This is a genomic window from Tritonibacter scottomollicae, from assembly GCF_003003215.1.
GTDB classification, from domain to species: Bacteria; Pseudomonadota; Alphaproteobacteria; order Rhodobacterales; family Rhodobacteraceae; genus Epibacterium; species Epibacterium scottomollicae.
Window position 1 is genome coordinate 1 of sequence record NZ_PVUF01000033.1, and the last position, 11,133, is coordinate 11,133.

The 11,133-nt window shown below is 61.0% G+C and carries 11 protein-coding genes; 3 read left to right on the forward strand and 8 right to left on the reverse strand.

All coding sequences use genetic code 11. The features are described from left to right. Nucleotides 1-246: 246 nt before the first annotated feature. From CLV89_RS21430 to CLV89_RS21440, 3 genes are all read right to left on the reverse strand, one after another. The gene (locus CLV89_RS21430) at nucleotides 247-2,478 is read right to left on the reverse strand and encodes an AAA family ATPase (protein ID WP_106165632.1); all 2,232 of its coding nucleotides are present in this window, start codon (nucleotides 2,476-2,478) and stop codon (nucleotides 247-249) included. 237 nt (nucleotides 2,479-2,715) lie between these two features. Next, on the reverse strand, nucleotides 2,716-3,717 hold the full coding sequence (locus CLV89_RS21435) for a hypothetical protein (protein WP_106165633.1): 1,002 nt from the start codon (nucleotides 3,715-3,717) through the stop codon (nucleotides 2,716-2,718). A gap of 105 nt (nucleotides 3,718-3,822) precedes the next feature. Continuing rightward, the gene (locus CLV89_RS21440) at nucleotides 3,823-4,347 is read right to left on the reverse strand and encodes a hypothetical protein (RefSeq protein WP_106165634.1); all 525 of its coding nucleotides are present in this window, start codon (nucleotides 4,345-4,347) and stop codon (nucleotides 3,823-3,825) included. 122 nt (nucleotides 4,348-4,469) lie between these two features. Between CLV89_RS21440 and CLV89_RS21445 the strand changes: the two genes are divergently transcribed. Further along, nucleotides 4,470-4,655: a ribbon-helix-helix protein, CopG family gene (locus CLV89_RS21445; protein WP_106165635.1), complete on the forward strand. Its 186-nt coding sequence runs from the start codon at nucleotides 4,470-4,472 to the stop codon at nucleotides 4,653-4,655. Nucleotides 4,656-5,253: 598 nt separating this feature from the next. Here CLV89_RS21445 and CLV89_RS21455 read toward each other — a convergent pair. The 3 genes from CLV89_RS21455 to CLV89_RS21465 all read right to left on the reverse strand — a co-directional run bounded on the left by CLV89_RS21455 (nucleotide 5,254) and on the right by CLV89_RS21465 (nucleotide 7,804). Next, nucleotides 5,254-5,898 carry a DsbA family oxidoreductase gene (locus CLV89_RS21455; RefSeq protein ID WP_106165637.1) on the reverse strand — a complete coding sequence of 215 codons (645 nt, stop codon included), beginning with the start codon at nucleotides 5,896-5,898 and terminating at the stop codon, nucleotides 5,254-5,256. Between the two features lie 64 nt (nucleotides 5,899-5,962). Continuing rightward, nucleotides 5,963-6,775 carry a hypothetical protein gene (locus tag CLV89_RS21460; protein WP_106165638.1) on the reverse strand — a complete coding sequence of 271 codons (813 nt, stop codon included), beginning with the start codon at nucleotides 6,773-6,775 and terminating at the stop codon, nucleotides 5,963-5,965. 63 nt (nucleotides 6,776-6,838) lie between these two features. Then, on the reverse strand, nucleotides 6,839-7,804 hold the full coding sequence (locus CLV89_RS21465; protein WP_106165639.1) for a glutathione S-transferase family protein: 966 nt from the start codon (nucleotides 7,802-7,804) through the stop codon (nucleotides 6,839-6,841). A 110-nt stretch (nucleotides 7,805-7,914) separates the two neighbouring features. Between CLV89_RS21465 and CLV89_RS21470 the strand changes: the two genes are divergently transcribed. Both CLV89_RS21470 and CLV89_RS21475 read left to right on the forward strand, forming a co-directional pair. Continuing rightward, nucleotides 7,915-8,832 (forward strand): LysR family transcriptional regulator, encoded by a 918-nt coding sequence (locus CLV89_RS21470; protein WP_106165640.1) that lies wholly within the window; start codon nucleotides 7,915-7,917, stop codon nucleotides 8,830-8,832. A gap of 354 nt (nucleotides 8,833-9,186) precedes the next feature. Beyond that, a complete protein-coding gene (locus CLV89_RS21475) occupies nucleotides 9,187-9,606 on the forward strand; it encodes an ASCH domain-containing protein (protein WP_106165641.1) in 420 nt (139 codons plus the stop codon). A 237-nt stretch (nucleotides 9,607-9,843) separates the two neighbouring features. On the opposite strand, the gene CLV89_RS21480 is transcribed toward CLV89_RS21475, so the two are convergent. Both CLV89_RS21480 and CLV89_RS21485 read right to left on the reverse strand, forming a co-directional pair. Further along, entirely contained in the window at nucleotides 9,844-10,287 is a 444-nt protein-coding gene (locus CLV89_RS21480; protein ID WP_207796990.1) for a GNAT family N-acetyltransferase, read from the reverse strand. 592 nt (nucleotides 10,288-10,879) lie between these two features. Next, the coding region (locus tag CLV89_RS21485) for an integrase core domain-containing protein (protein WP_133166767.1) at nucleotides 10,880-11,133 on the reverse strand (254 nt) is incomplete at its 5' end.

Below are 11,133 nucleotides of genomic sequence, written 5' to 3' on the forward strand. Positions count from 1 at the left end.
TTCTGCTACAGTTCTGTGTGACACTGTGCTCGCCAAATTCAACCTTTGCCTTGATCATCAAAGACTTGTCTGGTGAATTGGCTCCGGCGGTAGGGCGCGGAGCTAAATTCAGCCATATTTTAAGGCATTGAAAACGCTGGAATTTACGCTGCGCGGGTCGCTGTCTGTGTTACGTCGATGTGCTACAGTTGTAGCACAGGGGAAGGGTATCCAGATCGGTCGGACGGTCCAAGCAGTTCTTGGAGGTTAGCTACGACTAAGTGTGGTTTCTCGATCCGGTTCGGCGATCAGCCGCCTCATTGCCGCGCCGTGGAGCTCTCGGATTTCGATGAGCGCGGCTGCCACTTCATCTAGCTGGTCGATGTGTGGCGTGAGGAGTTTCGCAGCGTGGTTCATGGCCTGACCCAGCTTCGCCCGCACCCTCTGCTTCTCCTCCTCGGTCAGCCTGTGGATGTCGGCAGGCCCCAGCCAGCCATCGCCGTTGCGGCCAAGGCCCAGCTCTCGGTCCATTTGCAGAATTAGCCCTGTGGCCAGGGCAAGATCGCTCTCACTGTCTCCACCCGCGCCGCCAGAGATCGTGCCCAGAACCAGCCGCTCGGCCGCGCGGCCGGACATCAGGATCACAAGCTCTCTTTCGATCTCCTCGACCGTCAGCTCGACGAAGTTCGAACGGCGTTCGGTCCGACCGTCACGATCGGAGAGGCTGAGCTTTACGACAGAGCTTGGCATCAGCAGTTCGGTGGCAAGCGCGTGACCGGCTTCGTGGACGGCGATACGACGCAGAAGCTCCAGGTTGGGCCGATCAATCCCGAGGTGCCGGCGCAACAGGTCGGATGACATCGGCAGCCGTTGCCGCCGCGCATCGGCAGTGGTGGCACGCAATGCGGCGTCGAGTTCGGCAGGGGTCTTGCCGATGGCTGCGCGGGCCAGGCTGTCGATCTCGTTTTCCGGCAGCGTGTCCGCCAGCCCTTTGCGCAAGATCAGCCTGATATCTGCAAGCGACGGAAGTGGCATCCGCTGGATCTGGTCAAACCGGCCAGGTCGCGTGATGGCAGGGTCCAATCTGCCCAGCTGGTTACAGGCCCCGATCAAGATCACGCCCGGTGTGCGTGCCAGCCGGTCGATCTGCTGGAGGAAGCCGTTCACCACTTGCGTGCGGTAGCTCATCCCATGCTGATCCCCGTCAAAACGTGAACCGGCAGCGTCGACTTCATCGATAAAAAGGACGCAGGGCACTTTCGCGACCGCGGTGTCGAAGCATTTGGTCATAGCGGCAAGCATATGTCCAAGATGTCCGGCAGCCTGCCAGTCGGCAAAGCTGCCCTCGACCAAGGCGACACCAGCGGCCTCGGACAGCTGTCGGGCAAGGTAGGTCTTGCCCGACCCTGGGGCGCCGTGAACGAGGAGCGAGCGGGGCATCTCGCTCCAGTTCAGATCGCCGGCCTGCCACGCCGTAAGATCCTCTACGATGTTCCGAACAGCCTGGTGCGCGGGCGTGGTGCCGTCGATGATGGCCGGGCCGGAGCGCTCTCGCGCGATCTCTTCGGCGGGCGCCGTCCTGGTCATCAACGAGATCCGTTTGGCAACCTCTTGCGCCGTCGGCGCGCGGCACGCCATAGCCAGTTGTCCCGCCTCCAGTGTGGCCAGGCTCTCGTCGTTGGGCAAAAGGGTCCGCACGCTTTCCTCGTCCACGCGTCCGGTCGCGCTGTGGCTGACGCTCAAGGCAAAGAGCAGGATATCGGCATTCACCTTTTCGAGGACCAGAACGCGCCCGCCTGTCTCGCCGGAGCCAACGAGAGCTGGCAAGTGCTCCTGCTTCGCGATCGGCAGCAGGATTGGCGCCGGATGCTGAAGCAGGCGCTCCAGTTCCTTTTCCACGACCGGCCGGTCAGGCAGCTGTAGCACCGGGTGCGACGCGGACTTGGGCGCCCTGCTGTGAGTCGACCAGCCTTCCGGCAACATGGCGCCGGTCAGAAGCTTTCCCAAGGAGAACGACGGTTCAAGACCGACTAGGATCGTCAACGCTCCGGGTTGGAGGCTCGCCTCCCAGCTCTCCGCATCCCGGAAGGTTGCGGCAAGGCGCGCCAGCAGGATCACGTCGCGGAGGGGAAGCGGGATGGCGGGACGGGTGCTGCCGTCCTGAGCGGTGGCGAAGGGGTCGCCGCCGTCTGCCGCGATCGCGTGCCACTCGTCCTGCGGCAGATGAGGTGCGCTGCTGACGCGCGCCATGGCCTCGGCGGCGGACTCCATCCCGGAAACTGCGCGGTGCGAAGGCGGTTTCGGGCTGTCGCCGCCTTCGTACTCCATCAAAGTGTCAACTGCGGCGATGTCGCCGGCCGTGGCACGCCGTTCGAGATCGAAGATGTCGGCTTCGGTTGCGCGCAGGCGCGCGATGCAGTCCTGGGCGTAGGCCCACCACTGCGGGCGCTTCGCGCCAATTTTCTTTGGAAGGGGGGATTGGGGAGAAGGTTGGGTCATTGTCAGCTCCGTACTGTGCGGATCAGGGCGCCCGGGTTGGGGCCGCGATCCGGAAGGGGGCGTGGGAAGGTTCAGGGAAGAAGACGTGGCGCTGTCCGGTATGTGGGCGTCACGGCGCAGGTCAGGGCTCCCCGCACACTGTGGTGTGCGGGTTTCGCTTCAGGGCAAACGGGCTGGGCCGCTGTGGCGGCTCCGGATCCAGAGAGGACCTTTCCGGAACCGGGCTACGCCGGGCCGCTATTTCTTTCGGATGTCGTCCAGGTGCTTCAGAATGAGCGGCGCGATCTCGATCCCGTAGATCTCGGTCTTGACCGACAGCCAGTCCTCAAAGTGCTCATGCGGAATGATCGCGTCCGGATCAGACTTCTTTAGCGCACGGTGGAGGGCCTTTTCGCGACACAATGCGGCGTGGCCGGTCCGCTGCGGAACGACCCGCAGAAGCTCTGCCTGGATTCCGGATTGCAGCAAGAGCTGGTGGTGCAGACGCGACTGCGGGTCGCGCGAGAAGCCGAGCTTCACGACATTTAGTCCGGTCGGAAGCTCCAGTCGAATGGCATAGAGGTTGCTTGGCGCGGTGGCCCAGCCCTCTCCACATTCCGTACATTGGAAGCGGCCGCTCTGCATGTTTGCCCGGGCAACCCTCTGCCTGTGCCCACAGCCGTGCTGATAGATCCGGTAGCTCGGGTTGCCTTCCGGATCGATTCCCAGCAGTTGCCACCCCCGGTCCGCTGCTTCCTCGGCTTCCTTTCCGGAATGACAGGTCTCGCAGCGCAACTTGCAGTGACCGGCAGCGATCCGTTCGATCTGTCCGAACTGTCGGCGCACGGGGTGACCACATTGCGCGCGGTAGACGCCAAGCTTGTGGTGTTCCGGGTCGTAGCCCTGAAATTCCAAGCCTGCCTTTTGCGCCATTGCCAAGAAGGCGCGATGCCTGCACGCCGCGCAAGCCGGCTGAGCGGTGCGCAGGGTAAAGAGCTTCTGTGCGGTCAACGCGCCGCAGGTGTGGCACCGCAGTACAACATGGGACTTGTCTCGGATCCTGTGGACCAGGTCGAAGCCCTTGGACCGGGCAATTGCGTTCCACTCCACCTTGATCGGTCCGGCAAAGGTACGGGACCAGCCTTCCGGGGACAGCTTCCGGGAGCCGCGCGGCAGATAGAGCTTATTCCGGGACGCGCCGATGTAGATATGCGGGCTAACAGGGGCGGGTTTGAGAGACGTGTGTGCGGGATGAGCCATTACTGGACCTCCGAGAATATGTAGGCTGAGAACGAGGTCACGGCTGTTCAGGCCCTGACCCGGAATGGGGCAGGGAGGCATCGTGCCGTGACGATTTTGCAGAGGTCAGGCGGCGAAAGGCTCGTATCCGGAGCAGGCCTCCGGGGACGCCACCAAGACTTCAACCGGGTTCAGCATGTCGAGCATGCAGACTTCGTCGAACTGCTGCCGACCGCGCACGAGCATCTGCATGATGCGCAGCCCCTCGGGGCCACTTCCGTTCCAAGAGAAAAGATCCAGGTGACCCGCAACGACCTGCTGTGCAGTCCGGAGTTCAGCAGCGGTCTCGCAGCCGAGCGTCCAGTGCAAATGACGCGCGAAACGCTGCAGCGGGACATCGCTGGCCCGGGTGGCCGGCGCGTCGATGACGGCGTGGCAGAGACTGGTGGCACGCTCCCACCCAATTTTCGCCTGCTTCAGCCAGTGGTCGAAACCCGGATCCGACCAGAGGCCGTTCTCGATGTCACGCTCCGCTTCGATCGCAGCGGCCAGGGCCGCGAGCAGATGCGAGAAGTGGCCCGAGACGAGTGAATGACGGAAGTGAGCGGGTTCATTCGCGCCAAAGCGCGTGGTAGGGCAGGTGTCAGCCATGAACGATCTCCTGATGATCGGTTGTGGTTAGAGCACGGCGGGAAGGTTGTAGCTCCCGTCGTGCTTGACAATTTATGTTTACGATGTCATTTAGTCAGGTAGTTTTTTGAGGGAGATTCGACATGGCTAAGATGGGACGTCCGACGCGGGACACTGCCCCTGTTACGATCCGTATGGATCAGAGCATGCTGAAGGCAATCGATGACTATCGTCGCGAACAAGAAGACCTTCCATCGCGACCAGAGGTTGTCAGGCGCGTGATGGAGGAGTGGCTCGCGGCACGGGGCAAGAACAAAACTGGAGGATAGCGCTCGGGTTTCGGATCAAAGGGGGCGAACTTGTTGTCGGCGCGATGCAGGTTAAACACGGTCACGCTGGCGACCTAGATGGTGGCTGCGCCCAGGCAGTAGAGCTGTCAGGCGGTAGCATCGCCCTGTATCAGACGACACACCCGGCCCAAAGGAGACATCCATCCGCTACCTGAGATGCTGCGGCGCAGCTCTGCGAACCTGCCATTCGTTCAACAGGTGAACTCACGACCAAGTCCAATCAAAATGAACGTGAAGAAGTTGAAGGGCATCGATCTTTCTTTGGAACCGTGCCATTTAGACTTTGAACAAGGAGCTATTGCTTATGCTGCGGAAATTTGAGGACTCTGCGGACATTCGAGAAGGTCTCAAACAAGATATACTTTGGCTCCTGATCGCTAACTATTCCTATAAGGAGCGTGCTCAGCTCGAAGGATTGAACCAGTGGTCTTGGAAGCGCTTAGGGACTGAGCTTGTTCTATTAGAAAGCGTGGTTCTGGTGTGCCCATAAGGCGAGAAGCTTCTAATTCCTGTGTCATTTACGAATAGCCGCATTTGCTTGGCAGCGAAACCACTGCAGATCTGAACCAGCTGGGGTTCAGGCTTGCTCATAAGAGACGAACAAAGCCAGCTCTGCGCGCATTTGGCTGAGCGAGCCATGGCGCAGCTGCCACTTGCCACCGGAAACCGCCAGTGTCGGCACCGCGCTGATACGCCAGGACGCTGCCAGCTGCCGGTCCCGGGAAACCAGTTGCGCAACTTCGGCACTATGCATGTCCTTGCGCAGCCGGCCGGCATCCAGCCCGCAGGACAGGGCCGCATCCAGCAGCGCGGTTTCATCTGCAATATTCCGATTTTCTGTCAAATGCGCCACCTGCACCGCATCAAAATAGTCCCAGTGCCGGGCGTCCCCGGCCTGCAGTTCTGCGGCCTTGCAGGCCTTGGCGTTCAGCAGTCCGGTGGGATAGGGAAAGCGCTGTCGGCGCATGCCCTCCACGTTGATCCGGCCACCTTCGTCATGTTCGGCGCATCGCTCCCAATGGCCCAGAATGACGGATTTAGCTTTCTCCGCAGAGCCGAAGGTGGCGGCCAGTTTGGCGGGCGAGTCCTGCAGCACAAAGGTGCGGTGGCGCACCCGGATTGGAAATTCAGCGGCCAGTTTACGCAGCTTTGGAGACATCACAAAGCACCAGCCGCAGACCGCGTCGTGGAAGAAGTCGATGGTAAGAACGGGGGATTTCATCAGGTCACCTGGATGAGAGGGGAAGGAACCGCCGGCGGCTCGGCCGCCGGCAGCCGCGTAAGCGTCAGTTGCCGGTCAGCGGCGCATCCAGAAGCAAAGGCTTGTCCCCGGATATGTCGATCCAAGCGTTGGTGCCGTTCAGGCGGGAACCGGCGATATTGTCCGCGTCAAAGTGGATCTCGAACTGCTCCGGCCCGTGCGCATGGGCGACAACCAGGCCATACTCCGGGTCCAGGAAGCCGCCGTGCGGGCGGATGCCTGGGTAACTGATGCGCCAGGCTTCACCCTCCGGGCCGACATGGCCAAGGGTCAGCTTACCGATGACATCCCCGGGCAGTTCGAAAAACCAGACCCAGGGGCCGCCGGAGACGATGGTCATCACCTCGTCGATACCGGTGCCGTCCTCGGCGTGGTTGATGTGCAGCGGGCCGAATTTCTTGTGGACCCAGACACGGGTATCGGCGTTCATCTTGTGCATGTCGTAGACCTTGGGATAGGGCGCAACGCCCGGTTCCGAAGTGGTCAGGGAGCCGCCGTTTTCGACCGTTGGCTCACGTCCTGCGGCGGCAATTTCCGCCAGCAGGTCTTCGCGGCTGAGTGCGAAATCGGAGATCAGCTGCGCCTCTTCCTCCGCGGTAACTGCACGGCTTCGGGAGGCTTCAAGAACCGGCAGCGCTTGTTTCGGCAGTGCAACGGTGCTGACGCGGACCCCGACGCTGCGGAGCACCGTGTTCACGTCTTCCACACCAACCGAGGCCGGGCGGCCATCTGTGTATTCCAGTTTCAGGATGCCGGCAGTGTCCTCTGCGCCGGCAAATCCTTGGGCGGGCAGCCAAAAAGCGGCAACGGCAACGGCAAGTTTCGAAAGCAGTTTCATGATGGAACTCTCCAGTTTTGTTTCCGGGGAAGCGGCCCCGGTCCGGTTTTTGGGGTGACGGGTTCAGGCGGATTGGGTTGTGCCGTCCCGCCCGTGAGGCTGGCTCAGATCCTGGTCCGGGCCGGCAGAGATGATCCCATGCGGGTTGATGTGCCGGTGGCTCAGGAAATAGTGCTGGCGGATCGCCTCCATATCGATCGTGCCGGCTACGCCGGGCACCTGATAGAGATCGCGCAGATAGGGGCCGAGATTGCGGTAATCGGCGATCCGCTTGCGGTCGGTCTTGAAATGGGTCGCATAGACCGGATCAAAGCGGACGAGGGTGGTGAACAGGCGCCAGTCCGCCTCGGTGATCCGCTCACCGGTCAGGTAGCGGCGGGTGCCAAGCAGAGCGTCCAGCTCGTCCAGCTTGCCGAACAGGGCGGCAATCGCCGCGTCATAGGCTGCCTGTGTGGTTGCGAAGCCTGCTCGGTAGACGCCATTGTTGACCGGTGCGTAGATTTCGGCGTTGACCCGGTCGATGTCCTGCTGCTGCTCATGCGGAAAGAAGTCCGGAGTTGCGCCTGTCAGCCCGTCGAAGGCCGAATTCAGCATCCGCATGATGTCACCGGACTCATTGCTGACAATGCGGCCGGTCTGTGTGTCCAGAATCACCGGCACCGTAACCGGCCCGGTGTGGCCGGGATCTGCCCGCTGATAGACCTGATACAGGTAAGCGTCCTGCGGCACCCCGGCTGCCGGATCATGCGCTGCGGTGTCGATCTGCCAGCCACAAGGGCCTGCCAGCGGCAGCATTTGGGTGATGGTAATCATCTCCTCCAGCCCTTTCAGCGCGCGCAGGAGCGTGGTGCGGTGACTCCACGGGCAGGCCATGGAAACATAGAGGTGATAGCGGCCTTGTTCAGCCGGGAACTCCGCATCCGCGCGCGGCTCGATCCATCCGCGGAAGCCGCTGCTCATGCGGCGGAATACCCCGTCGCCCGGTTTCGGCTTTTCGGTGAGCACACCGTCAATCAGCATCTTTGCCATGGCTCGTCTCCTTGATGACCCGGCAAAGGTAGGCGGTTTCCATGCAATCGATAATCCGACTAAAGTGAAACCCAATGTTGAGAAAAAATCACCCCGAGCGGAGAATGCTAATGGAAGGAATGGGAGACATCCCGGTTGTCGTGGCGGTTGCCGAAACACAGGGGTTTGCCGCGGCGGCGCGGCGGCTGGGCGTCACCAAGTCCGCGGTCAGCAAGCGGATCACCCAGATCGAGAGGCGGCTGGGGGCACAGCTGTTTCACCGCTCCACCCGCAATGTCAGCCTGACCGAGGCAGGCGAGCATTTTTATGCCCATGCGGTCCGAGCGCAGGAGGCGGCGCAGGAAGCCGAGGACAGCGTGCTGGCGCTGCAAGAGGCCCCCAAGGGGTGTCTCAGGGTGAATGTTCCGATGGCCTTCGGCCGATTGCATGTCGCACCGCTGATCTCTGGCTTTCTGGAGCGCTATCCCGGCGTGTCTGTGGACATGGTGATGGATGACCGGGTGGCCGACCTGTTCGCCGACGGGTTCGATCTGGCGCTGCGCGGCGGCACGCTGGCGGATTCCGCGCTGGTGGCCCGCAAGATTGCGCCATTGCACAATGTCCTGGTTGCCGGCCCGGAATATCTGCAACGCCACGGTGTGCCGGAAACGGTCGGCGATCTGCGCTTGCACAACTGCCTGCAGTATTCCTTCAGCCGGGATTTCCAGGAGTGGGTCTTTAACTGCGGCGGCGAGGTGCAGACCTTCCGGCCCGGCGGCAGCTACAGCGTCAACAACGGCGAAGCGCTGCGGGAGGCGATCCTCGGCGGAACGGGCATCGGCCGCCTGCCAACCTTCACCGCCGGTCCGTACCTGGCGGCGGGGCGGTTGGTGCGTGTGCTGCCGCACTGCTTGCTACCGTCGCAGACGCTTTATGCCATCTATCCCGAGCGCCGCTATCTGCCCGCCAAGGTGCGTGTATTCATTGATTTCATTCTGGAACACCTCGGCGGTGAGGTGCCGCCCTGGGACCGGGACTGCAGTGTGTGAATTCAGCCACCGCGCTGTCCGCTGTACTGAGGAGGTTGTGCGCAATCAAAATTACGCGAAGGTCAATGTCCGCCTCCGTGCAAGTAAAACAAAGTTTCGCATTTGCAGCGAACTTTCGGACACCGCCCGGCCTGCTGGCGGGCTCATCCGATGCAGGTGCAGAACGAATGTCCATAAAGGGCTGACACCAGTCATCCGCCGCACCTGGCACGAAGGTCGGCTGTGGGCCGATGAGCGGCGAAGGACGGTGTGCGACCAAGCGCCATCCTGCCGCATGTCCGGTTCGGACTCTTCTCTGTCATTCAGGAAACCGATATGCCGCTCGGCAATGCTATCAAAGCGGAGGAATAAGCAGTGTCTGCCATCGAAGCCCTGAAGGATCGCTATCCCGGTGCTGTGACGTTCAAGTTCGGCGATAGCTCGGCTCTGAGCAGTGCCCTCGTTTCTCTTGTTCGGTCAGGACGAAAAGTGGCGAGTTGCGGAGCGCTCAGTGACTACGAGAATGGCGAGCCTCGTCCCGTGGTCGGCCGTCGGGATATCGTTCTTGCATGGGACGGATCGCCAGAGCTTGTCATTGAAACTGTAGAAGTAGTTCAGTGCAGATTCGAGGAAGTGACTGAGGCGATGGCACTTGCGGAAGGTGAGAACGACGACCTTGAAGGTTGGCGCAAGGATCACCGCGACTACTTTGAGAGGAACGGCGGCTTTTCTTCTGAGATGCAACTGGTGTGGGAACGGTTCGTCCTCTTAGAAGATTTGGCACCGAAAGGCTGATCGGCCGCTGTGTCCCGCCCTGCTTACCTTCATACTCCGAAACTGCCGCACGATTGGCGAATGTACGGTCTCGTGAAGTTGCACCGCCGCGCTCGGCCGGGAATCGAATGCCCGCAATGGGCCGATGTTTCGCCGAACCGCTACCAAAAGGTTGGATCGTCGAACGCTGCGACGCACCGCGAAGGCCCCCTGAGAGGCATTTTCGGCGAATTGTTGAGAAACTGGCCCAGTCAGCCTTCAGGGTGCTGCAAAGGAAATGGCGCGGGCACATTTTTTTTCAGTGATGGCCGTGAACCCAACGCGCTCATAAAAGCGAGGATCTCCATAAGTCGCTGCGAAATCAACACCCTGCTGTTGAAGCACCGTGAGGCCATGGGCAATCAATCTCTGCCCGATATTTTTCCCCTGTCGCTTCGTGGCCACCGCGACAGGACCGAGGACGAACACCGCGCGTTTGTCACCGTCGAAAGTTAGGCGCGAAAAGATAATCGCACCGTCCAGTTCCCCATTGTTCCAGGCAGTGAAAACACGGAGATCCTCCTGCGGAGTTTCCTCCATCAGACGGTGGGCCAATTCCCCTATCAGCTCACCTTCTTTCGATCCCTCAGAAGCGGTGAAGCTCGCATTGAAAATGTCGGCAATCACCGAAATGTTTCCTTCGTATTCTGCGGAAAATTCCATGTTCTTGTCCTCGCGAAGGAGCGTTTTCCGCGCCTTTACTAAAGATTATATGCCCAACATCTCATTTGCAGCGGACGTCAGCAATGGGGACTGCGACTGCAGCATTTCGACTGGTCGCTGAAAGGCAGCAAAGGGCCGTTCGCGCCCCAGTCAGCCGGTCAGGGCCCGGACTTTGCAAAGCCCGCTGCCTGCTTTGCTGACGTTGGTGCGCAGCGCAGCATGTGGGTTTCGTTCGGCCAGGGCTTGAATGGCCGCTTTTGCCCGCCTGGCGCGGAACCTTCGCAGACGCAGCCAAGGTCCGGTTGCCGCCCTTGGTGTCGACCGACGCTAACGGCCCATTCCGGACTTCCGGAACATCACCAAGTGCTGCGGCGCAGCTTCTCCAGACCGGACCTTCGCAGCGCCTCGAATCGCCTGTCGCGCTCAGGATCGCAATATGTAAACGATGGGAACCGCGTCTTTCAAACAGTCGTCAGCCCGAGCAGCAACAACGCCGCCGCCACGCCACAGGCGATTGTTCGAACCGTGTTCCAGAATGTCCAGCGCGGTAGATAGGTTTGATGTGCCCCCATCGAGTGGTCCAATTTGAATGTTAATGCATCGTCGGTCTTTGGTCTATCGGGACGATGCTTTTGGGCGCTGGGGGCCGGTATCCTAAGGCGCTGTGGGGCCTAACCGTGTTGTAGTGGCGACGCCAGCGTTCGATGAGGATCTGTGCTTCACGCAGCGTGGTGAAGACCTCGCCGTTTAGTAACTCATCCCGGAAGCGGGCGTTGAAGCTCTCGCAGTAGCCGTTCTCCCAAGGTGATCCCGGGGCAATGAATGCGGTCTTCGCGCCCACGGCAC